We start from the raw sequence: 22,863 nt of genomic DNA on the forward strand, positions 1-22,863 counted from the left end.
ATGCGCTTCGTTTTAACGAAGCGACACGCAATCTTCGCATTTGAACCGGCCCAATGTGCGCCGTTAAGTCAAAGTTTGACGTGAGCCCGCAAGTGGGCAAGAAACCTTAAAGAATTACTGTCATTGTGCTGTCACGCCGCAGGCGTAGCACCGCAATGGTTCCGGGGTTTGAATTGGGCGTCTACCTGCCAATAGCCGAGATTTCGGTCAACATCTTCGTGCTTTTCTTCATGGGCGCGGCGGTCGGCTTTCTGTCGGGCATGTTCGGCGTTGGCGGCGGGTTCCTGATCACGCCGCTGCTGATCTTCTACAATATCCCCCCCGCCGTCGCGGTGGCCACGGGCGCCAACCAGGTCATCGCCTCGTCCTTCAGTGGCGCGCTTACACATTTCAAGCGCGGCTCGCTCGACGTGAAACTCGGGTCGCTGCTCGTTGTCGGCGGTATCGTCGGCTCGGCGATAGGCATCTATGTCTTCGTACTCCTGCGCCAGCTCGGTCAGCTCGATCTCATTGTCTCGCTGCTCTATGTCGTGTTCCTGAGCACGATCGGCGGGCTGATGCTCTATGAAAGCATCAAGGCGATGCGCCGCACCCGCGCTGGCCAGCTTGCGACGTTGAAGCGGCCCGGCCAGCACAACTGGGTGCACAAGCTGCCGTTCAAGATGCGTTTTCGCGCCTCCAAGATCTATGTCAGCATCATTCCTGTGCTCGTGCTTGGCGGCGCCATTGGCTTTCTTTCCTCGATCATGGGCGTTGGCGGCGGCTTCATCATGGTCCCCGCCATGATCTACCTCCTTAAGGTGCCGACCAATGTCGTCATCGGGACCTCGCTCTATCAGATCGTTTTCGTGACTGCGTTCACCACAGTCATGCAGGCGACGACCAACCAGTCGGTGGATATCGTTCTCGCGATGCTGCTGATGAGCGGCGGTGTCGTTGGCGCACAATATGGCACACGCATAGGCCAGAAGCTCAGGGGCGAACAGCTGCGCGCACTGCTTGCAACGCTGGTGCTGGCAGTCGGTCTTCGCCTCGCCATCGAACTCTTCGTTACGCCGGACGACATCTATTCGGTCACGCTCGCCTTGGTCTCGGGAGGCTCATAATGCGCCTTGCCATGATCCCGCTCATGATGCTGTGCCTGGTTGCCGGCCGGGCGGCCCAAGCGCAACAACCGGTCCCGGCCAGCAAGGAAACGATCGAGATCGGACTCTCCACCGACACGATCTCGATCACGTCGGGATTTCGGGGCACTGACCTTACCGTCTTCGGCGCGCTCGACAATGCGGATCCGCTCATCCAGCGGCAGGGCCGCTACGATGTGGTCGTCATTCTTGAGGGTCCTCCCCGGAACTTTGTCGTCCGGCGCAAGGACAGGTATTTCGGCATCTGGGTAAATACGGAATCCGTTTCGTTCCAGAACATTCCCGCATCCTATTCACTGGCATCGACGCGCAGCCTGCAGGACATCACGACGCCGAAGATCTTCGCCCAACTCAGCCTTGGCGTAAACAACATCTATTACGAACCGATGCCGGAGGGTTTCGATTCGAGCGCATCGTTGCGGGAGTTCACCAAGGAATTGCCGCGACTGAAACAGAAACAGCTGCTCTACAACCAGCGTGTGGGGGATGTGCAGTTTCTATCCTCGACGCTGTTTCGCGCGACGCTGTCGCTCCCGGCCAATGTGCCCGTTGGCAAGCACGTGGCGCGCGCCTACCTCTTCCGCAACGGCGAGTTCCTGCGTGAAAGCTCGACCAGCCTCAACATCGTCAAGGCCGGACTGGAATTCCGCATCTTCCGTGCCGCCAACCAGCACAGCCTGCTCTATGGCCTCTTTGCGGTGTTTCTTGCTGTCGTCACCGGCTGGGCTGGGCGCCTTGTCTTCCGCAAGGATTGATCAAAGGTGTTTCGCAACGACAATGAGCCCGCTAAGGGGCTCGCCGCGATCCATGCGGATCGTCTGGCGGTCAATGCTCACCGGCGTCATCGAATGGACCGCCAGAAGCCGGCGCGCGTAAGCTTCGGAGTGCGTGTAGCGCAGCGATTGCTGCAGCACCAACCCGTCATCGCCGTCATGCGTCTCGACCGAGAAGGCAAACAGCCCATCTGCCGCAAGAGCAGAGGCAATCTTCGCGAAGGCGCGGTCGAGCGCTCCGACATAGACGAAGACATCAGCGGCGATGATGAGATCAGCTTCATTTGCTGGAACATCGAGTTCGTTCACGTCGCCCTTGGCGAGGCTGTCGTAGACGTTCTTTTCCGCGGCACGCTGCAGCATGACCTCGGATAGATCGATCCCGACGAGATGTTGGCACCTGGCACGCAGCAAAGGGCCCATCAAACCTGTGCCACAGCCGAGGTCGAGCACCGAGGCGAAGCGTCTGCCGGGCGCGGCGTCTTCCACCGCCGCTGCCAGAAGCCCCGGCACCCTGTATTCGAGCTTTTCGAGGAGTGCGCTCTCGAAGGTTGGCGCATAGGCGTCAAAAAGTGTTTCGACATAGGCGGTAGGCGGCGTAACCGGGATGTCGCCCCGGCCGGAAGCGGCCAGCTTGAGGCCGGCCCCGAAACGGTCTTCGACGTCAAGTTCGACCAGCCTTTTCCAGACGATGGCCGCAGCATCGCCATTTCCGGCAGCTTCTTCCATTTCGCCGAGGCGGAACAATCCCGCCCCCCATTCGGGGACAATCTCAAGCGCCTGCCGCATCAGGTCGGCGGCGGCCGCATGCTCGCCACCGTCGAACAGCATGTCCGCGTAGGAAGCACGACGATCCGCGATCAGATCGCCGGACGAAAGAAACGCCCGCGCCAGCTTGCTCAATTGGCGACCTGGGCGCGAATAGCGATGATATTGACGGATTTCCCTGACTGCGTGACATCCGAATTGATCTTGATCACGCCGCCTTCGGCAGGCGCATTGCCCTGCGGGAATTGCACCTGCACCAGATATTCCTTGCTCGCATCCGAGACATCAAAGCGCTTGCGTCCGCAATCGCCGAGACTGCCGAAATCGCAACTCACCGCAATCTGCGAGCTCTTGCCGTCGTCAGTCTTGGCAATGATATCGAAGACGGCGGTCTTGCCGGCGAGTTGGTCGAGTACGCCCTGTCCGACCTTGAAGCTGATCGTATCGGCATCCTCCGGCGACTGGATGCGCACGAATTTTTCCAGTTGGTCGCCGGCGATCGTCGCCGTCGCGCGGCCTTCGAGGGCAACCTGCGACATGTCAGCGGGATTGAACACCTCGATCCAGTTGCCCGTCGCCGACATCTGGCCTTCCTTCATCGGCTCCTGGCTGTTGCTGGAGGCCGGCGCGCTCGTGGTGTTCGATGCCCCCATGTTCGGAACCGGCTTGATAATGCCGGAAGCGACGACCCAGAAAAGGCCGATGGCCACAGCCAGCAGGGCCAAAAGGATCAGCGCCTTGGAAAAGCCGCTCGCCTTGCGCCGCTCGGCGTCGCGACGCACTTTCCGGCGTGTCTTGCCCAGCCGATAATTATCGGATCTCGGCTCCTCGGACGCAAGAGCGGGCCCTTCCACCTCTGGCGGGTCCATGTCGATCGATGGCTCGATCCGCTCATCGACCCCGTGTTGGCGCGCCGGATTTGCGACGAACATCGGTTCGCGCGGCTCCGCAACGGGCTCGGGCGCCGGCGGCGGGGTAATCGCGCCGGTTGCCTGCACTTCGTCCTCGATCCGCGTAATGGCCGCCTTCAGCATTTCGCGACGGTCGTCGCGCTGGCTCTCTTCGAGCGCGCCATTGGCCGCGAGCGAGCGCTCATGCGCACCCCATGCTGATTCGTAGATTTTCTGACGAATGGCAGGGTTCCTCGCGTCGGCTTTCGCCAATGCGTTCCGGATCGCTTGTTCGATCGCTTCCAACAGCCGCTTCCTTCAAATCATTTCGTAATGAATGGCTAGCCATAGCGCATTCGACTGCTTATTCAAGACTTTGACGGCGCAATGATGGCACTTCGCCCGCTGCCTGGAGGGTACAGGCCGCAGAGCCCCAGATACACCCCATAAAAGGGTTGAGGTGCCTAGCGACAAGAACAGACGCTTATTCATCAAGATCACCAATTGCAGCGGTGCGGCTCGATCACATGGTTCTGGTTTCGCTTGCCGAATATTTCAGGTCTGGTAAAAGAGTTACGTTTACGCAAACGTCAAAATTTTCTGGGAGTGGTCGATGGCTTTGCCGGATGTACTCAAGTCGAAATTGCGCATTCCGGTCGTTGGTGCGCCGCTGTTCATAGTTTCGCATCCGCCACTGGTTCTCGCGCAATGCAAGGCCGGCATCGTCGGCTCATTTCCGGCGCTCAATGCGCGACCCGAGGCGCAGCTTGACGATTGGCTCGCAGAGATAACCGAGGAGTTGCGCAATCACGACGAAAAGAACCCGGACCGCCCCGCCGCGCCGTTCGCTGTCAACCAGATCGTCCATCGCTCCAACAAGCGCCTCGAACATGACCTCGGCATGTGCGTCAAATACAAGGTTCCGATCGTCATCTCCTCCTTGGGAGCAGTGCCCGAGGTAAACGACGCGATCCACTCCTATGGCGGCATTGTCCTCCACGACATCATCAACAACCGCCACGCCAATTCCGCAATCCGCAAAGGCGCTGACGGGCTTATCGCCGTTGCGGCAGGCGCCGGCGGGCATGCCGGCCCGCTCTCGCCATTCGCCCTCGTCCAGGAAATCCGCGAATGGTTCGACGGTCCGCTGCTGCTATCGGGCGCGATCGCCAATGGCGGCGCAATTCTCGCCGCTCAGGCCATGGGCGCGGATCTCGCCTATATCGGCTCGCCATTCATCGCCACAGACGAAGCGCGGGCCATCGACGGCTACAAGCAGATGATCGTCGATTCGACCTCGACGGACATCGTCTATTCCAACTACTTTACCGGCATCCATGGCAACTATCTCAAGCCCTCGATCGCGAAGGCCGGAATGGACCCCGAGCATCTGCCGGAAGCCGATCCGTCGAAGATGGATTTCGAAGCGGCAACGACAGGTGCAAAGGCCTGGAAAGACATCTGGGGCTGCGGCCAGGGCATCGCCGCCATCAAGGAGATCGTTCCTGCCGGCGAACTTGTTACGCGGCTGGAGCGGGAATACCACGAGGCGAAGGCGAAACTCTGCGCCGGGTGAATATGGCAACCGCCGCAACGACCCCAATGGGTTGAAGCCAAGCAGCCTACATCGGCCGGCTGGCGATTTCGGCAACGGCGCGCTTCGCCATCACCTTCACAAGATTGGCACGGTATTCCGCCGAGGCGTGCAAGTCGGACAGCAATCCGTTCGGATCGACTGTCAAATTGTCCAGCGCCGATGCGTGAAAATCCGCCGCAAGCGCCGTTTCGGCATCTTCGAGGCGGAACACACCGTTCTCGCCGGCGCCCGTCACCGCGACCCTGACCGTATCGCCGGATTTGGCGACGAACACACCTGCCATTGCGTAGAGCGACGCGGGGTTGGGGAACTTCTTGTAGGCGGCCCGGTCCGGCGCCGTGAATTCGACCGCCGTGATAATTTCGTCGGGTTCCAGCGCTGTTTCGAAGAGGCCGGTAAAATAGTCCGCTGCGGCTATCGAGCGGCGGTTCGTCACAATCGTCGCATCCAGCGCGAGAAGCGCCGAGGGATAATCGGCAGCCGGGTCATTATTGGCGATCGACCCGCCGATCGTCCCCATATTGCGAACCTGCGGATCGCCGATATGGCCGGCAAGGCTGGTGATCGCCGGACAGATTTTTGCCAGTTCCACGTTCGTCGATACGTCATAATGGCTTGTGACCGCCCCGATACGGACGGTGCGGCCGGTAATCTTCACGCCCTTCAGCGCTTCGATGCGACGCAAATCAACAAGATCGCTCGGTGACGCCAGGCGTTGTTTCATCGTCGGGATGAGCGTCATGCCGCCGGCAAGATACTTGCCGTCCTCGGCCTCACCCATCTGCCGGGCAGCGCCTTCGACGGAGGTGGCGCGATGATACTGTGTCTCATACATGGCGTGCGTCCTTATTTCGCCGCCTGCAGTGCAGCCCAGACATTTTGCGGGGTCGCCGGCATGGCCAGATTATTGTTGTTGATGGCATCGGTTACAGCGTTGATGACGGCAGGAGGCGAGCCTATGGCGCCTGCTTCCCCGCAGCCCTTGACCCCGAGCGGGTTGGAAGGACAGGCGGTCACGGTGTTCGTGACGGTGAAGGATGGCAGGTCGACGGCGCGGGGCATCGTATAGTCCATGTAGCTTGCCGTCAGAAGCTGCCCGCTCGCATCGTAGTGCGTGGCTTCAAGCAATGCCTGGCCTATCCCTTGCGCAAGACCGCCATGCACCTGCCCCTCGACGATCATCGGATTGATGATGTTTCCGAAATCGTCGGCAGCCACGAACTGGACGATTTCGGTCGTGCCGGTCTCGGGATCGATCTCGACCTCGCAGATATGGCAACCGCCGGGGAAGGTAAAATTCGCCGGATCGTAGAATGCGCCTTCCTTCAAGCCCGGCTCCATGCCGGATGGAAGGTTGTGCGCCGTATAGGCGGCAAGCGCCACCTGGAACCACGGCACGCTCTTGTCCGTGCCGGCAACGCGCACATCGCCATTCTTGATTTCGATGTCGGCTTCGTCAGCTTCAAGCAAATGGGCGGCAATCTTCTTGGCCTTGGCTTCGACCTTGTCGAGCGCCTTGGCGATCGCCGACATGCCGACGGCACCCGACCGCGAACCATAGGTGCCCATGCCCATCTGCACCTTGTCCGTATCGCCGTGGACGATGGAAACACTATCGATGGGCACGCCGAACCGTTCCGCCGCTAGCTGGGCGAAGGTGGTTTCGTGGCCCTGGCCGTGCGAATGTGATCCGGTCAATATCTCGATCGTGCCGACAGCATTGACCCTCACCTCCGCGCTCTCCCAGAGCCCGACGCCCGCACCCAGCGAGCCGACAGCGGAAGAGGGCGCTAGGCCGCAAGCCTCGATATAGCAGCTCATGCCGATGCCGCGCAGCTTGCCGCGTTTTGCTGCCTCCTGCCGGCGATTCTCAAATCCGGCATAATCGGCGGCATTCATGGCCGCGTCGAGCGTCGCATCGAAATCGCCGGCGTCGTAGCACATGATCACCGGCGTCTGGTGCGGGAACGATTTCACGAAGTTCTTGCGCCGCAGTTCGGCGGGGGAAATTTTAAGTTCGCGGGCCGCTGTCTCCATGATGCGCTCAAGCACATAGGTCGCCTCCGGCCGCCCCGCGCCGCGATAGGCGTCGACGGGCGCAGTATTGGTATAGACGGTCTTCACATTGGCGTGGATTGCCGGAATGGCGTATTGCCCGGAGAGCAGGGTTGCATAGAGATAGGTCGGGACGCAGCTCGAGAATAGCGACATATAGGCGCCGAGATTGGCGATCGTCGCAACCTTGAGGCCGAGAATCCTGTGGTCGCTGTCGAAGGCGATTTCCGCATGGGTAACGTGATCGCGCCCATGCGCATCGGTGAGAAAGCTCTCGGTGCGGTCAGCCACCCATTTGACGGGAACGCCGGTTTTCCTTGATGCCCACAGGCAGGTGATTTCTTCGGGATAAATGTAAATCTTCGAACCGAAACCACCACCGACATCCGGCGCAATCACACGCAGCTTGTTTTCCGGCGCGACATTATAAAATGCACTCATCACCAGGCGGGCAACGTGCGGATTTTGCGAGGTCGTCCAGCAGGTGTAGTGATCCTCACCGGAATCGTAGACGCCGAGCGTTGCCCTCGGCTCCATCGCATTTGGCACAAGGCGATTATTGACGATGTCCATGCTGGTGACGTGTGCCGCCTTGGCGAAGGCCGCATTCGTTGCTGCTTCGTCGCCAAGATCCCAGTCGAAAATCAGATTGTCGGGCGCTTCCGCATGAATCTCCGGCGCGCCCTGCTGCATCGCGTCGAGCGCGTTGACGACGACAGGCAATTCCTCATAGGTCACCTCGACTGCCTCGGCAGCATCGCGGGCCTCGCCTTTTGTGTCGGCAATGACGATGGCGACAGCGTCGCCAACATAACGCACCTTGTCGGTTGCGAGCGGCGACCAGGCGCCCATTTTCATCGGCGTGCCGTCCTTGGAGTGGATCATCCACCCACAGATGAGGTTGCCTATGCCGTCGGCCTTGAGCTCGCTGCCCGTCAGCACCGCGACGACGCCGGACATCGCCTTCGCCGCATCGACATCGATGCCGGTGATCCTGGCGTGGGCGTGTGGGCTGCGCACGAACGTCGCGTGCTTCATGCCGGGGACGACCATGTCGTCGGTGTATTTGCCCTTGCCGGTGATAAACCTCTTGTCCTCCTTGCGAAGAACCCGTGCTCCGATACCTTCAACGCCCATGGTTAGTTCTCCCTGTCGCAGGCGGCCTGGCTGGAGTGATGATAGCGCTCCGGGGCGACGCCGCTGCTACACTTGAATCCGCTGATCAGGCAGCCTTTTCGGCGCCCTTCCCCATTTTTTCCGATGCGTCGAGCACGGCCTTGACGATGTTATGGTAGCCGGTGCAGCGGCAAATATTGCCTTCAAGTTCGAGACGCACTGTGGCTTCGTCGAGGCCGTCTGGATGCCGCCGGATCAGGTCCGCCGAACTCATGAGCATGCCCGGCGTACAGAAGCCGCATTGCAGCGCATGATGCTCGCGGAAGGCGGCCTGCAACGGATGCAACTCGCCATTGAGGCCGAGCCCTTCGATGGTGGTGACCGTAGAGCCCGACGCCTGCGCTGCCAGCATCGTGCAGGATTTGACCGCCCTGCCATCGACATGGACGATGCAGGTACCGCATTGCGACGTGTCACAGCCGACATGGGTGCCGGTCAATCCAAGATTTTCACGCAGGAAATGCACGAGCAGCGTTCGGTCTTCGGCTTCGCCTTTAACAGCGCGCCCGTTCACGACCAGTTCAACCTTCGCCATAGGTTCCTCCCAGACCGTTGACTTGGCAGACCGACCTTCTCCCGAGACCCATCTGCGCGAAGAAGAGATTAATCGCTCCTACGCACTTGTCTATCGGCAAATAGAAAAATTCTAATGTGCGCCTTGTTGCATGCATCACATGGCGGAATCGCGCGCGCTTATTCGAACGCCCCAAAAAAGCGGCGATCTCAAGGCTTGCATTCGGCGCGCAATGCGGGTATCAGGCGCGTCATCCTTCGGCATGACCGTCTCTGCCGAATTCAGGGATCGGGAAGCATCTTCCCTGCCGCTTTAGCTCAGTCGGTAGAGCACATCATTCGTAATGATGGGGTCGCGTGTTCGAGTCACGCAAGCGGCACCAGTTTCTCCTCGCCGCGCTTCTGTTGCACACGATAATCACGTTCAATTTATCGAGCGCCTTCTATCAAATCGCCGCGTGCTCTGGCTTCATGCACGAACAACAGGGGGCGGAGTTCGGCATGCGCCATTTTCCACGGTCGATCATGGCGCTGATTGCGGGTTCCGTATTGGTGTTGGGCCTGATGGGCGCCGCTGCGGCCCCCGCTGGAAACGCTGCATCGGCAGCGGCCGGCACCGGAAACGCAGAACCGGCGGATTTTGGCTTTCCCCTTCCGAACCCGGAACCGACCTTGCCATCCGAAATAGATCGTTTTGCGCCACCGGTATTTGCCGCCGCCGGGGCGGGCCCGCCCGCAATTGCCGAAATCTCGCGGACCGCTGGACCCGATGAAATCATCTCGATGACGGGTGTCGGGCTGGACAAGCAAACCGGCTTTGGAATTTTCGCGCAGGCGCCCACTGCAATCGAAGGCACCCTCTCCTCGTCCAGGCCGCTGCGCGCCGATGCGAGCGCAGCAACGCTGCTGCTCCCCGCCTCCCTGCCGGCATGGTCAATGTATCTCGTTTGGCCGGAATACGACGGCGCGCGCGGCAAGCCCTTTGCCGTCAACCGTACCGAAGCCTGGTGGCTCGGCCCGGACAATACGACGGCAGGGACGGCCATTTCGCTCTACGGACGCAACCTTGCGCATATGAACGGCACGTCGACGGCCTTCATCTACATCAAGCCTGCGAATGCAGCCGGCCTGTTTGTCGCCCCCACATCCGTCAACCCCTTCCGGGTCGAGTTCAAGGTCCCGGATCTCGCGGCTGGCTCCTACGAGGTCTGGGCCCACAACGGCCATGGCGGCCGCTTCGGCTGGAGTGGGCCGCTGCCGCTGCGGGTACTCGGCAAGTCGCCCTGGGCGGGGCAGAAAGCGCGCATCCTTGATGTCAAATCGTTTGGCGCGACAGGCAATGGCACCAGCGACGATACCAGCGCTATCAAGGAGGCGCTTGAGGCTGCTGCAGCAAGGGCGCCCGCAACGGTGCATCTTCCGGCCGGGACCTATCGCGTGTCTTCCGCGCTGAGCGCGCCGGACACTGTCCGTTGGCTTGGCGACGGCATGGACCAGACCGTCATAAGGCTCGATGCCAATATCGGCGCGAGCATGATCGACCAGGCGGAGCGCAATGTGCAGTTCGAGCGGCTGACCTTCGACGCCAATGGCAATACCGGCTCGAAGCCGCTCATGAACCTCGGCGCCGTCTCCAACTTGCGGCTGCAATCGGTGCGGCTCATTGCATGGAACATTCCGGCGCTGGAAACGGACCGTTCGTCCGGCATCTACATCGATGGTTCCGAGCTCATCGAAAATGGATCATTCTATGGCAGCAGCAACCAGCTGTTCATGACCAATAACCGGTTCCGCATGACCGGCTATGGCGAATCGGTTGTTGCGCTCTGGGGCGGCCGCGACTTTTCGATGATCGGCAACGATCTTGCCAACGCCGATGAGACCCGTGACGACGGCCACGGCATTGGCCGTTTCTTCGTCGCGCAGGGGCATTTCGGCAACCTCCGTAACATGTATTGGGAGGGCAATCGCTCCCACAATGCCGCGCCGCACGACTGCAACACCGTCGATTGCAACAAGGGCGAACAGATCTGCTTCGAAATGGTCGGCAGTGAGCTCAAGGATGGCTTCATCGGAGCGTCGCCGACCAGCGTCACGTTCGCCGCGTTGGCTGCACCCGATGAGCGGAGCGGCCGCGATCTAGTGATCGTCGGCGGCGCTGGCGCAGGGCAACGTCGTCATATCGTTGACGTGAAAGCCAATACGGCGATGTTGGACCGACCCTGGAACGTCGTTCCAGACCGGTCGAGCCGGTTTGCATTCGCTGCCACCGCATCGCAGATCGCCATCTACAACAACAGATTCGAAGGCCGCGCGAGCTATGCCGAGCACGACTCGGATTCGACGGCTGTCCTGCTCTACGGCAATGTTTACGATGCAGTGGTAGACAGCAACCGGATTTCGCAAATGCGCCACGCCATGATGACCGTCGCATTGACGTCAACGTCGGGCCTCAGCCCCTACTTCCTGCAATATTCGAACAACAACATCTCCGATAGCAATAGTGGGCTCTATGTCGGAACGACATTCACGGATGCAGGAACAGCCGGGGTCTGGGGCGGTCTCGGCAATATCTACCGCAACAACACATTCGATCGGCTTGCCCATATCGGCGTCGAATATGAAAGCTGGAGCTACGAGGGCGCCGACTATAATGGCACGGTGTTCGAGAAGAACAGGTTCACCAACCTTCCCTTCGGGTTCATCGACGGCTTCCGCCTGATGTGGACCTATGATGGAAATTTTAAGGAAGCGCCGCCGCGCAGTTCGCGCAAATACAATACCATTCTCTATCGCAACAGCTTTGATCGCGGGTCGGCACCCCTGCCGCGCAGCGTCGGTTTCAAGTCGCTGCAGCCGGCCAACACATGGCTGAATATCGATTCCACCTGGACCGGCTTTGCTGCCGGCAATAGCGGTCCATCGCAATGAGACCTAATCCGAAAACAAAGGCTGACGCTCGAAGTTTTTCCAGTCGCTCAGCAATTGATCTGCCTTGCTGATTTGATAGCAGCGCTGCCAGCCTGCCACGGCACCAATCGCGCGGTGAACGCCGGGATCGGTCGTTGCCTCGCTGACCTGGTGCAGCAGTTCGCGTGACGTCGCGATGTCGTTTTCGGCGCCAAGGGAATCCTGCAAATGCGAGAGGCGCTTCAGATACTTGCCCGTCGCTCCATGACCGGCATAGAGCGGCAGGAAGAACTCCAGTGCATAGCGCAGCTTTTTCAGCGTGATTCGTACTTTGTGCCTTTGCCCGGGCTCCAAATGGCGGAAATGTCGGCCAAGCTTAAGCGCCTTGCGCTCGATGCGGCCAAGGACGCGCGCACCAAGCTTGCCCACCGGCTCCGACAGGATGCCAAGCGTTCCGGCGCTTATGTCATTGCGCCAGTTGCGCTGCTCGATCACCAGCCCAAGTGAAAGCAGGAAGCGATTGACGCCCGGCGAGGCGAGCACTTCACGCACCTTCACATAGGCCTCGTCCCTGAATGGATGCGCAGCCATCCTCAGGCCGGAAAAGTCGATATCTTCGAGTTCGACCGTCTCGAGGTTGGCGATGGTCGATGAGATGAAGACCTCCCAATTGCGGGCAGGTCCAAGATTGCTGGCAAGCTGCTTGGCTTCGGCTTCGAGTGAAGCCAGTGCCGGGGCGCCGATTTCGTGGCGCAGCAGCCAAAGCAATGTGCGCAGCCGGCGCAGTCCCACCCGCAACTGATGAACGCCATCCGGCACTTCGGAGAGCTCGGCGGGAACGAGATTGGCGAGAATCTGCTGGTGGCAATTGCCCAGGAGAGCCGCGATGGCATCGTCAACAATATCGTCGCGGCCGATCCCGGACTGCGTTGCCTTGAACGCCTTGGGCGTCTTAATGCAGGCGAGTGCATAGCCACGATCCGATTTCGTCTGGACGCCGAGCCGGAGCGGCTCGGTTTCCATGAGGCTGAGGCCAAGTTCATAAAGTGCCGCTGGGCGCCCCTGCTTCAGCTCGAGTTCCACTTCCGATATCGGCTGCTGCCAGGCGCCTGCCTCGACTTTCCCGTCATCGAAGGCGACCTCGATCTGGGCGCCCGGAACGTCGACCATGAGCGCGTGCCGGCGCACATTGGTGGCGAATGCTGGAACGAGCAATTGCGGATCGAGCTTGTCGAACGGGGGGCCGATTTCCAGAAGCGGCAATGAACCCAGATCGGGCGCCATCGCATGGACTGGCGTTTCCCATTCGTGGCGCGACAGGGCTCCGTTGGAAGCCATGCGCTTGACCGTCTGGGTGAAGCTCCGGCCGGTGCGCCTGACGCGTAGCGTCAGTCCCGCGTCGAACAATGCATGATCTGGCGTGTCGAAGTAAATCGCGTCGAGCCGGCGGATGATCCCCTTGTTCCGGGCGGAAAGGCGCTGCAAGGCACTTTCGCGGAAGGCAGCGAACCTTTCGACTGCCACGAGCAGCTTCAATTCGGTCTCGACCGGCGGCTTCTGCTCACTGGTCCGAGGTTTATCGGTGATTGTTTCCACGCTTGCCACTTTCACGCCTTTTGGACCGAAACTAAACATATCACCGGTTGAACGACAATGCCGCATACCTCCGGTTGCAACTCACTTGCCTAAAGCCGACGACCCATTATATGTTGTCACCGACAACATTGAGGTCCAGCCATGAATGCCATCGAAGAATTCCGCCAATTCAACCGATTTTTCACCAAGGAGATCGGCCTTCTCGACAAGCACCTGCTGGCCAGCGACTATACGCTGGCCGAGGCGCGCGTGCTCTACGAACTCGCCAATAATGGCGAGCAGACGGCCGCCGAGCTCGGTCGCAGCCTGGGGATGGACAAGGCGCATCTCAGCCGGATCGTCGCCCGATTTGCCAAGCGCAAGCTTATTGGCGTGCGCGTCAGTCCCGCACACGGCAAGCACCGCTTGATCGCTTTGACTCCGGCAGGAAAGAAAGCGTTCGCCGCGCTGGACCTCGGCTCGCAACAACAGATCGAAGGGCTGCTCGCGCCACTCGCGGCGGACGCGCGCACGCAGCTCGTCGCGGCGATGCGCCATATACATGCGCTTCTCGATTCAAGCGAGGCGCAGCGAAATGCCGTCACCTACCGTGGCCTGCGGCCGGGCGATATCGGCTGGATCATCCACCGGCAGATGGCGCTTTATCATGCCGAATATGGCTGGGACTGGACCTATGAGGGGCTTGTTTGCGACATCCTCGGCAAGTTCGTCGCGCAGTTCGATCCGGAGCGGGAGGCTGCGTGGGTGGCGGAACATAATGGCGCGATCGCCGGGTCGATCTTCCTCGTCAAAGGCGACGAAGAAGGCGTTGCCAAGCTGCGGCTGCTCTATGTGGAGCCTTCCGCACGTGGCTTGGGCATTGGCCGGGAACTCGTTGCAATGTGCATTAAAGAGGCGCGGGCCAAGGGATACCGCCAACTCAAGCTCTGGACCAACGACGTACTGGTTTCAGCACGCCGCATCTACGAAGCTGCCGGCTTCCGGTTGATCAATGAGGAGAAGCACCATTCGTTCGGCCACGACCTTATCGGGCAGACATGGCTACTAGAACTCCACCAGGAGTGACCGTCAAACCGAGCCCCGGGGCGCCTTCACAACAAATTGAGGGCAAAGCCCAAATTTTTGCAGGCTGGGGCAAGCTGTCATCTTTTTATTGCCTAGCATCATTGTTATATGCACCAATGTAATAAGCACCCTTATGAAATGCTTTCACACCCATGAACAACACAAAGACCCTTGGCTTCCTGCTGCACGACGTCGCGCGCCTGCTGCGCAAGCGCTTCGAACAGCGTGCGAAGCATCTCGGATTGACGCGGTCGCAGTGGCAGACGCTGGCATACCTTGCTAATAACGAAGGTATCCACCAGGCGGGCCTTGCCGAGATCCTCGAAATCGAACCGATCACGCTTGTCCGCATTCTCGACAAGCTCGAAGAGCGCGGCCTGGTCGAGCGCCGCCGGCATCCGACGGATCGGCGCATATGGCTGCTCTTCCTGCGCGACGAGACCCGCCCGCTTCTCGCCGACATGCGCGTGATTGGTGAAGCCACGCGCGGCGAGGCACTCGCCGGCGTTTCGGTGGAAGACCGCGATCACCTCATCCGCACCCTTACCCTTATGAAGACGAACTTGATCGACGCATGCCAGACGCCGGTCGATGATAGAGAGAAAAATCATGGCTGATGGTTCACCTTCCATGCGCATTCCCGCCAATTCGGATCAGGCCCCTGCTCCTTCACAGCGCAGCGAGACAGTCCTTGAAAAGCGCGACACGACAATCGAGACGCCAGCAATCCCGGTGACCAAGGAAGCGCCGCCAGCAGCGGCCCGGCCGCGCCGCAGCCTGAAGCGGCCGCTCCTGTTCGCGGTGCTGCCGCTCGCATTAATCGTCGGCGGCTACTTCTACGTTACCGGCGGCCAGGTCATGTCCACGGACAATGCCTATGTGCAGGCCGATATGGTCGGCGTCTCGACCGATGTTTCGGGAATGGTGCAGTCGATCGAGGTCCACGACAACCAGGTGGTCAAACAAGGCGACGTGCTCTTCCGGCTCGATCCAAGCGCTTATGAAATCGCCCTTGCCGGCGCGAAGGCCCAGCTTGGTGTCGTCCGCAACCAAATCCTGAACCTCGAGGCGAGCTACAAGCAATCGCTCGCGGAAATCACGCAGGCAGAAGCCGACATCCCCTTCTACAATAAGACGCTGCAGCGGCAGCAGGATTTGACCGCAACGGCGGCGGTCTCCAAAGCTGCCTACGACCAGGCCAAGCACGACCTCGACGCCGCCCAGCAGAAAGTGGACGTCGCCAAGGCGGAAGCTGCTGCCACGCTGGCACAGCTCGGCAACGACCCGAACCAGCCGGTCGAACAGAATCCGTCCTATCTTCAGGCTCAGTCGGCTGTGGACAATGCCCAGCGCAACCTCGACCGCACCATCGTGCGCGCGCCGTTTGACGGTATAGTCACCAATGTTTCCGCGCTGCAGGTCGGCGCCTATCTGCAGGCATCGCAGGCCGGGTTCAGCCTGGTCTCGACCACGCATATGTGGGTTGCGGCCAGCCCGAAGGAAACCGAACTCACCTATGTTCGCGAGGGGCAGCCGGTGACGATCAGTGTCGACACCTATCCGGGCGTAGAGTGGAAGGGCAAGGTTGCCAGCATCAGCCCGGCATCGGGTTCGAGCTTCTCGCTTCTGCCTGCCCAGAATACCTCGGGCAACTGGGTGAAGGTCGTCCAGCGCATTCCCATGCTCGTCAGTATCGACGATCTTTCCGGCAAGCCGCCGCTGCGCGTCGGCATGAGCGTCACCGCTGACGTCGAAACCGGCCACGCCCGCGGCATACCTAAATTCATCTCAGATCTCTTTGGGGGCTTTGGTAGCAAGAGCCATGGCTAACACTGTCGCGCTTTCAGGTCCGGTCCCCGTGGTGGCGAACCGCGGGGCAATCACGGCCTGCGTTATCCTCGCCGTCATCATGCAGGCGCTGGATACGACGATCGCCAACGTTGCGCTGCCCTATATCCAGGGCAGCGTCTCGGCGAGCGCCGACCAGATCAATTGGGTTTTGACGTCCTATATCGTCGCCGCCGCCATCATGACGCCGCCTTCAGGGTTCCTCGCGGCGCGCTTCGGCCGCAAGAATGTGCTCCTGACGGCGATTGTCGGCTTCGTCGTTGCATCGGTCCTGTGCGGGCTCGCCCAGACGCTGCCGCAAATTGTGGTCTTCCGCCTGATGCAGGGCCTGTTCGGCGCCGCACTGGTGCCGCTCTCCCAAGGCATTCTCCTCGACATCTACGAAGTGCACGAGCGCGGCAAGGCGATGGCGCTCTTCGGCGTCTCGGTCATGGTCGGTCCAGTGCTTGGCCCCGTCATCGGCGGCTGGCTCACCGACAATATCAGCTGGCGCTGGGTGTTCTATATCAACGTGCCCATCGGTATGCTCGCCTTCTTCGGCATCGTCGCCTTCGTCTCCGAGACCAAGCGCGACATCGGCGCCAAGCTCGACTGGTTCGGCTTCGGCATGCTCAGCCTTGCGATTGCCACGCTGCAGCTTTTCCTCGACCGCGGCGAGCAGCTGAACTGGTTCTCCTCCGGCGAAATCCAGGTTGAGGCGCTGATCAGCGCCGGCGCCTTTTATCTTTTGCTCGTGCATACGTTCACGGCGAAGAAATCCTTCGTCAATCCCCGCCTTTTTCTCGACCGGAACTTCTCCGTCAGCATGTTCTTCATCTTCGTCATCGGCGTCACTTACCTCGCTTCGCTCGCCTTGATGACGCCCTATCTGCAGACGCTGATGGGTTATCCCGTCATTACCGCCGGCATCGTCATGGGCCCGCGCGGCGTCGGCACGATGATTTCGATGTTCATCGTCGGGCGCCTCATCGGCAAGATCGACACGCGTGCCTTGCTGATCTTCGGCTTTTCGCTCACCGCCTGGGCCATGTACGACATGACTGGCTGGACACCCGATATTTCACAATGGACGATCATTTCGGTCGGCTTCATCCAGGGTGCCGGACTCGGCTTCCTGTTCGTGCCCTTGACGACCATCGCCTTTGCCACCCTGCCCGCCCATATGCGCGGCGAGGGCACGGGTCTCTACAACCTATCGCGAAATATCGGATCGAGCGTCGGCATCGCCATTGTCTCGGCGCTGTTGACGGAGAACGTCCAGATCAACCACGCCTCCATCGCCGCCTATGTGACGCCGTTCAACCACGCCTTCAATGCACCTGCCGTGATGCAGCATCTCGACCCGATGAAAGCCGCCGGCCGCGCCGCGCTCGACGGCATGATCACCGAGCAGGCGACGATCATCGCCTATATCGACGATTTCAAGCTATTGATGATCATGTCGATCATTTCCATTCCGTTGGTCATGCTGCTGCGCAAGCCCGGTTCTGATGCAGCCCCGCCGGACCACAGCGCCGTCATGGAATGACCTTGCCGAAGCTGCAGATGCCCTATCAAGCAGGCTTCAGGTCGCCAAGCAGTGTCGGAATAAGTTCCGACACTGTTGGATGGATCGGCACCGCCCATTTCAGCTGCGGATAGCCGACATCGGCATTCATCGTGTCGAGTATACCGTGGATCGCTTCGTCGCCGCTGGTGCCGAGAATCGCAGCGCCGAGGATCTTTTGCGTTTCGGCGTCCACGACCACTTTCATGAAACCCAGCGTTTCATCCTTTTCTAAAGCGCGCCCGACACGCGTCATCGGACGCTTTGATACGAGGAGGGGTCGGCCAGACGTGCGGGCCTGGCTCTCGGTCATGCCGACGCGCCCAAGCGGCGGATCGATATAAAGTGCATAACCTGGAATACGCTCGCTGACCTTCCGGTTCTCACCGTCCAAAAGATTGGCCGCGACGATTTCATAGTCATTATAGGCCGTGTGGGTAAACGCTCCGCGTCCGTTGCAATCGCCGATCGCCCAGATGCCATCGACGTTTGTCGCAAGATGATCATCGACCTTGATAAAGCCGCGCTCGTCCATGGCGACGCCCGCCTTGTCGAGGGCAAGGTCATCCGTGTTGGGACGGCGGCCGATCGCCATCAGCACGCGCGACCCAACGACGCTCGGCGCGCCGTTTGTGCAATCCACGCCGACCTCGACGCCGTTCGGATGCGGCTTGAACGAGATGCACTCCGCATTGAGCCGCATGGCGATGCCTTCGGCCTCGAGAATATCCTTGATGGTGTCGGAAATGTCCTCATCTTCGCGGCTGACAAGGCGCGGTCCCTTTTCCACCACCGTTACCTTGGCGCCAAATCTTCGGTACATCTGAGCAAATTCGAGACCGATATAGCTGCCGCCGACGACGACCAGATGTTCGGGCACCTCATCCAGTTGAAGGATGGAGGTGTTGGTAAGGTACTCGATGTCGTTGATCCCGGGCATGTCAGGTATGTTTGCCCGTCCGCCCACATTGAGGAAGATGCGGGGCGCAGTGAACGTTTCTCCGCCGATTGCGATTTCGCGTGGGGCAGTGAAGCGCGCGTGGCCCTCGATCACCGTACAGTTTTCCATGCCGCGCAACCATTTTTCGACGCCAGTGCGCGCGTTGTAGGAGACCGTGTCGGCTCGCTGCTTCACCCGCTTCATATCGATACCAACTTCGGTGCCGACCAATATGCCGAAGTCGGAGGCGCGCCGGGCAAGGTGGGCAGCGTAGGCACTAGCGACGAGGGTTTTGGTCGGCATGCACCCGGTGTTGACGCAGGTGCCGCCGAACAGCTTGCGTTCGACCATCAGCACTTTCATCCCGGCTCCGGTGAGCCGGCCGACAAGCGATGGGCCAGCTTGTCCTGCCCCGATGACGATGGCGTCGAATGGCTTGCTCATGCCGGAACCTCCCTTGCCTGCGTGCTTTAAAAGCGATGGATCATACAATTTTGCGCGAAGCATAGATCAGCGGCGTTTCAGCGTCACGTGCGGTGCGCGCAACGGGGGAAGAATTCGGCAATCATTTGAACCGCCAGGTGAATGGATGGTTCAGCCAGCGTTCAGATGCCCTTGTCTATTTTCAAGAGGTCACTGGGGAAATTTTGTCATGCTTGTTCAACGTCTTGGCATCGTATTTGCCATTTTCCTTGTCTTCGCATTGGGGTTTGGCAGCTTTATCAATTACACGAAATCCGGGCGCATCGCCCATCCGGACATGCACGGTAACCTTGTCTATCGTCAGGGCTAAGCGATCAGCTGCGCTTCTTGTTGCGGGTTTCGGCGATGTCGAGTTGCTCCAGCAAGTCGAGGAATTGCTTAGGCATCTTCTTTTCGACCCTGGCGGCGCTGGTGGTGCGGATAGCGTGCTGGAATTCCGGGCGCTGAAGCTGGTCGCGGACGACGCTTGCCGTAGGATGAGGCTTAGCCACTCGTTTTCCAGTCATAATACTTCCAATCGGCTCTGAAGCTGGCGCCATCATTTTCACTCCATGCTTCGACATCCATGACCCTATAAAGGGGTCGGAAGGCTTTTGTTTCAAATCCTATGGGTCTATGGTCAATAAATGCTGAATATGACCGGCGGGGCCGGAATCCGAGCCGCATTCGCTCTTCAGCTTGCCATTGTATTTTAATGATTGGACGCGGAACTCTAACGGAAAAGCGGCGTTGTCCTCCAAACATTAAAGGATATGCCAATGTTGATACGTGTCGGTTATGAGATTGCCATTAGGTGCAACCAGCCCACTCCAATGACCACCTATCTCAATCTCGAATCGGCGCGGACTGCCGACATCAAGTGCGAGAATGGACCGGTGGCCAGCCCGGATCTGAAGCTTGAAAAATTCAAGGATCTGTTTGGCAATACCGCTATCCGCCTTCTGGCTCCGGCTGGCAATCTCACCTTGACTTATGATGCCGTGGTCAAAGACGACGGCCTGCCGGATCCGGTTCATGAAGATGCTGCCGAGATCACGGTCGACAAGCTTCCGACCGAATGCCTCGCCTACCTTTCCGCCAGCCGCTACTGCGAGACGGACGAACTGAGCCAGCTCGCGTGGAACCTTTTCGGCCATATAAAGCCGGGCTGGACCCGCGTTCAGTCGATCTGCGACTACGTCAACCAGCGGCTCACCTTCAGCTATGGCTTTGCCCGCTCGACACGCACCGCCGCCCAGGCACATGAGGAACGGGTTGGCGTTTGCCGTGACTTCGCTCACCTTGCCGTCGCGCTTTGCCGTTGCATGAATATTCCGGCACGATACGTGAACGGCTATATGGGCGATATCGGCGTGCCGGCCGACCCGGCGCCAATGGATTTCAACGCCTGGATCGAGGTTTTCCTCGGCGACAGGTGGCACACGTTCGACGCCCGTCACAACCAGCGTCGCATCGGGCGCATCGTGGTTGCACGCGGCCGCGACGCTGCCGATATCCCGTTGATCCATACGTTCGGACCGCATGAGTTGACCAATTTCAAGGTCTGGACGTTCGAGGAGCACGACCCTTCCTTCAACCGCCAGCGCTTCGATAAAGTGTCGTTGCTGACCCCATGGTTCAGCCCGCGCTGGTCGCGCCTGTCGCGTGCCATCCGTGAGCGCAGCGAAGCCGAGCCGACGCTTTAGCGTCGGTTCCCCTTGTAATGAATTCGATTGAATGAGCGCGTCTGCCACATTTCGCAGCGCGCATTTCATTGCTGCTCTGCGGTAAGCCCTTTAAATAACCTGAAAATCCGTTTCGATTTGCCATGCCACAATCCAGCGATTACGATTCTCGCCGTCGCTGGAGCAATAATAATGAAGAGGAACACCTCCATGGCTTTCGATAACCCTCTGAATCCAATGTACTCTCAAGATGACTGGGACATCATGCAAGCAGCCTACGACAAGGCCGCTGCGACGCTCGTGGTCAAGTCCAGTTCGGATGAAGAGGCGAAGGTCATTGCCGAAACAGTAATGACGGCTTTCAACCGCGGCAATCGCGATATCAATTCGCTTGCCGCGCTGGCGGTTGTGATTGCGGTGAACTCGCATCCAACGGTCAGCGGAACCAAGGATGGCGCCGAGCAGCGCGTCGCATAATGCCTTCAAGCCCACCTTGGGTAGAGGGCGCTACTAATTGCAACTTTGACTTTCAACGCAGTTTCCGGCTATCAGGCTGCGAGGAATCTTGCAGCCGAGGCCGAGAATGAAATTCATGACCCTTGCCACTTTGCTCAGCAGTCTCGTCTTGAGCGCCTGCGGCGGTGGAACCTATGCGTCCTGGTCGCCGCGGCCGCCGGATGTGGCCCAGTCAAGCCCGGTCGATTGCCAGCGCGGCATCGGCATCTGCCCTGGCGCTTATGGGCGCGCGGGCCAAATGCGCCGGAACATGTAGCCCTTAAGTCGAGAAGCTCTCCCGGAACAGTCGGTTCAGATCCGCCACGACGGCTGCCGACTCATGTCCATTCATGAGCCCAGCATTGATACGGTCGGAGGCCTTCTGCTGAAATGCCATGTAGCCATTGTGCCGGGGCCTGACCCAGGCAGATTCTAGCGTCTTTCGGGTTGCGGCGTAAAAATCGGTCGTTGCGGCATTTACCGCAGCATCCTCCCAGGCCGCTGCGTGGCCCGGTTGCCCGCCGGCCGCGGCATAGGGACCGCGCTGAACGTCGCCGCTTGCGATCCAATAGGCAAAGTCGGTCGCGGCATCGCGATGCGCAGAAAATGCTGAAACGGCAATGCCGGTACCGCCAAGCGCGGATCCAATGGGACCATTTCCACCCGCATCTGCGATGTCAGCGAAAGCAATCAACGAGGGCCTGAAACCTTCGATCGCATAACTGACATAGCCGTAAATCAGTGGCGAACAGGCAATGTCCGCCTCCGGTAGCCCCATCCGCTCGAGCACGGCGATCGGATCCATGTCGAAGCAGGCGTGATCGATCAGTGCTGAAATCTCACGCATCATCGCGAATGTCCTGGCTCCTGCGTATGGTGCTACGAGGTCACCGAATGTGGTCGAGCAATGCGAACCCAGATTGGCGCAGAGCGTATAGAACGTCATCAGCGTATGCGGCGGGCGCAGCGGCAGCAGCACCTTGCCTTCGCGGGCGAGCCGCATCACCTCTGCCCATGTCGTTGGCGGCCGGTCGAGCAGGTCCGGGCGCCACGCCAAAGCCTGGCTCGCCGTATCAATCGGGAACGCCCATTGGCGATCCTGCCAGCAATAGCTCTGGTAGGATTGTCCGACGCTGCCGGCAATGAGCGCGTCCCGTTCCGCCTCACGGCCCGGAACATCCAGCGGGTGGAGGCAGTTCTCCGCGGTGATCTGCCCGACATGCGGATGGTCGATCACAATCAGATCGTAGGCGCGGGCAAGCTCATCCACGGGAAAGGATTCGAAATCCTGCAGCGAGCGTTTTTCCCACTCGACGGTTACGCCGGATTTTTCTTTCCACAGCTGCGAGCAAGCCACCATCGGGTCATAGCCGCGCGGATGGCTCCACGTCATCCCCTT

At 59.8% G+C, this 22,863-nt stretch carries 21 protein-coding genes and 1 tRNA gene; 13 read left to right on the top strand and 9 right to left on the bottom strand.

The annotated features are described in order from the left end of the window. The first annotated feature begins 155 nt into the window (after positions 1-155). Both BLR72_RS17055 and BLR72_RS17060 read left to right on the top strand, forming a co-directional pair. Positions 156-1,106, top strand: a complete 951-nt coding sequence (locus tag BLR72_RS17055; protein WP_174207786.1) for a sulfite exporter TauE/SafE family protein — start codon at positions 156-158, stop codon at positions 1,104-1,106. Further along, a complete protein-coding gene (locus BLR72_RS17060; RefSeq protein ID WP_027230360.1) occupies positions 1,106-1,900 on the top strand; it encodes a TIGR02186 family protein in 795 nt (264 codons plus the stop codon). Before BLR72_RS17055 ends, BLR72_RS17060 begins: the two co-directional genes overlap by 1 nt. Here the strand turns inward: BLR72_RS17060 and BLR72_RS17065 are convergent, their stop codons facing one another. Continuing rightward, on the bottom strand, positions 1,901-2,821 hold the full coding sequence (locus BLR72_RS17065) for a methyltransferase domain-containing protein (protein WP_348271829.1): 921 nt from the start codon (positions 2,819-2,821) through the stop codon (positions 1,901-1,903). Then, positions 2,818-3,882 carry a hypothetical protein gene (locus BLR72_RS17070; RefSeq protein WP_091950538.1) on the bottom strand — a complete coding sequence of 355 codons (1,065 nt, stop codon included), beginning with the start codon at positions 3,880-3,882 and terminating at the stop codon, positions 2,818-2,820. The genes BLR72_RS17065 and BLR72_RS17070 overlap by 4 nt, the downstream gene beginning before the upstream one ends. Positions 3,883-4,189: 307 nt before the next feature. On the opposite strand from BLR72_RS17070, the gene BLR72_RS17075 reads away from it, so the two are divergent. Then, positions 4,190-5,152, top strand: a complete 963-nt coding sequence (locus BLR72_RS17075; RefSeq protein WP_091950540.1) for an NAD(P)H-dependent flavin oxidoreductase — start codon at positions 4,190-4,192, stop codon at positions 5,150-5,152. Between the two features lie 46 nt (positions 5,153-5,198). Here BLR72_RS17075 and BLR72_RS17080 read toward each other — a convergent pair whose 3' ends face one another. The 3 genes from BLR72_RS17080 to BLR72_RS17090 all read right to left on the bottom strand — a co-directional run bounded on the left by BLR72_RS17080 (position 5,199) and on the right by BLR72_RS17090 (position 8,939). After that, positions 5,199-6,008, bottom strand: a complete 810-nt coding sequence (locus BLR72_RS17080) for an FAD binding domain-containing protein (RefSeq protein WP_027230364.1) — start codon at positions 6,006-6,008, stop codon at positions 5,199-5,201. Between the two features lie 11 nt (positions 6,009-6,019). Continuing rightward, positions 6,020-8,365, bottom strand: a complete 2,346-nt coding sequence (locus BLR72_RS17085) for a xanthine dehydrogenase family protein molybdopterin-binding subunit (protein ID WP_091950542.1) — start codon at positions 8,363-8,365, stop codon at positions 6,020-6,022. A gap of 85 nt (positions 8,366-8,450) precedes the next feature. After that, positions 8,451-8,939, bottom strand: coding sequence for a (2Fe-2S)-binding protein (locus BLR72_RS17090; protein WP_091919843.1), 489 nt, complete (start codon positions 8,937-8,939; stop codon positions 8,451-8,453). Positions 8,940-9,224: 285 nt separating this feature from the next. Between BLR72_RS17090 and BLR72_RS17095 the strand changes: the two genes are divergently transcribed. Together BLR72_RS17095 and BLR72_RS17100 are read left to right on the top strand one after the other, a co-directional pair. Next, positions 9,225-9,300 (top strand) — tRNA-Thr (locus BLR72_RS17095). Next, on the top strand, positions 9,275-11,848 hold the full coding sequence (locus tag BLR72_RS17100; RefSeq protein WP_244506737.1) for a glycosyl hydrolase family 28-related protein: 2,574 nt from the start codon (positions 9,275-9,277) through the stop codon (positions 11,846-11,848). The genes BLR72_RS17095 and BLR72_RS17100 overlap by 26 nt, the downstream gene beginning before the upstream one ends. 3 nt (positions 11,849-11,851) lie before the next feature. On the opposite strand, the gene BLR72_RS17105 is transcribed toward BLR72_RS17100, so the two are convergent. Continuing rightward, positions 11,852-13,423 (bottom strand): CYTH and CHAD domain-containing protein, encoded by a 1,572-nt coding sequence (locus BLR72_RS17105; RefSeq protein WP_175492388.1) that lies wholly within the window; start codon positions 13,421-13,423, stop codon positions 11,852-11,854. A 141-nt stretch (positions 13,424-13,564) separates the two neighbouring features. Here BLR72_RS17105 and BLR72_RS17110 point away from each other — a divergent pair, with 141 nt between their 5' ends. The 4 genes from BLR72_RS17110 to BLR72_RS17125 all read left to right on the top strand — a co-directional run bounded on the left by BLR72_RS17110 (position 13,565) and on the right by BLR72_RS17125 (position 17,864). After that, complete coding sequence (locus BLR72_RS17110) at positions 13,565-14,488, top strand: bifunctional helix-turn-helix transcriptional regulator/GNAT family N-acetyltransferase (protein ID WP_091950545.1); 924 nt, start codon at positions 13,565-13,567, stop codon at positions 14,486-14,488. Positions 14,489-14,640: 152 nt separating this feature from the next. Continuing rightward, positions 14,641-15,105, top strand: coding sequence for a MarR family winged helix-turn-helix transcriptional regulator (locus BLR72_RS17115; protein WP_027230392.1), 465 nt, complete (start codon positions 14,641-14,643; stop codon positions 15,103-15,105). Beyond that, positions 15,098-16,318 carry an HlyD family secretion protein gene (locus BLR72_RS17120; RefSeq protein WP_091950547.1) on the top strand — a complete coding sequence of 407 codons (1,221 nt, stop codon included), beginning with the start codon at positions 15,098-15,100 and terminating at the stop codon, positions 16,316-16,318. The genes BLR72_RS17115 and BLR72_RS17120 overlap by 8 nt, the downstream gene beginning before the upstream one ends. Beyond that, the gene (locus BLR72_RS17125) at positions 16,311-17,864 is read left to right on the top strand and encodes an MDR family MFS transporter (protein WP_091950549.1); all 1,554 of its coding nucleotides are present in this window, start codon (positions 16,311-16,313) and stop codon (positions 17,862-17,864) included. Before BLR72_RS17120 ends, BLR72_RS17125 begins: the two co-directional genes overlap by 8 nt. A gap of 25 nt (positions 17,865-17,889) precedes the next feature. On the opposite strand, the gene BLR72_RS17130 is transcribed toward BLR72_RS17125, so the two are convergent. After that, entirely contained in the window at positions 17,890-19,266 is a 1,377-nt protein-coding gene (locus tag BLR72_RS17130; RefSeq protein WP_091950829.1) for an FAD-containing oxidoreductase, read from the bottom strand. Between the two features lie 208 nt (positions 19,267-19,474). On the opposite strand from BLR72_RS17130, the gene BLR72_RS22535 reads away from it, so the two are divergent. After that, complete coding sequence (locus BLR72_RS22535) at positions 19,475-19,615, top strand: hypothetical protein (RefSeq protein WP_153666448.1); 141 nt, start codon at positions 19,475-19,477, stop codon at positions 19,613-19,615. Positions 19,616-19,619: 4 nt separating this feature from the next. On the opposite strand, the gene BLR72_RS22540 is transcribed toward BLR72_RS22535, so the two are convergent. Beyond that, positions 19,620-19,796, bottom strand: coding sequence for a hypothetical protein (locus BLR72_RS22540; RefSeq protein ID WP_153666449.1), 177 nt, complete (start codon positions 19,794-19,796; stop codon positions 19,620-19,622). A gap of 267 nt (positions 19,797-20,063) precedes the next feature. Between BLR72_RS22540 and BLR72_RS17140 the strand changes: the two genes are divergently transcribed. The 3 genes from BLR72_RS17140 to BLR72_RS17150 all read left to right on the top strand — a co-directional run bounded on the left by BLR72_RS17140 (position 20,064) and on the right by BLR72_RS17150 (position 21,741). After that, on the top strand, positions 20,064-20,990 hold the full coding sequence (locus BLR72_RS17140) for a transglutaminase-like domain-containing protein (protein WP_091921429.1): 927 nt from the start codon (positions 20,064-20,066) through the stop codon (positions 20,988-20,990). Between the two features lie 171 nt (positions 20,991-21,161). Further along, on the top strand, positions 21,162-21,446 hold the full coding sequence (locus BLR72_RS17145; RefSeq protein WP_139202551.1) for a hypothetical protein: 285 nt from the start codon (positions 21,162-21,164) through the stop codon (positions 21,444-21,446). Between the two features lie 106 nt (positions 21,447-21,552). Next, positions 21,553-21,741 carry a hypothetical protein gene (locus BLR72_RS17150; protein WP_027230398.1) on the top strand — a complete coding sequence of 63 codons (189 nt, stop codon included), beginning with the start codon at positions 21,553-21,555 and terminating at the stop codon, positions 21,739-21,741. 3 nt (positions 21,742-21,744) lie between these two features. On the opposite strand, the gene BLR72_RS17155 is transcribed toward BLR72_RS17150, so the two are convergent. Further along, positions 21,745-22,857 (bottom strand): type 2 periplasmic-binding domain-containing protein, encoded by a 1,113-nt coding sequence (locus tag BLR72_RS17155; RefSeq protein ID WP_091950831.1) that lies wholly within the window; start codon positions 22,855-22,857, stop codon positions 21,745-21,747. Positions 22,858-22,863 lie beyond the last annotated feature (6 nt).

Source organism: Phyllobacterium sp. YR620 (assembly GCF_900104165.1).
GTDB classification, from domain to species: domain Bacteria; phylum Pseudomonadota; class Alphaproteobacteria; order Rhizobiales; family Rhizobiaceae; genus Phyllobacterium; species Phyllobacterium pellucidum.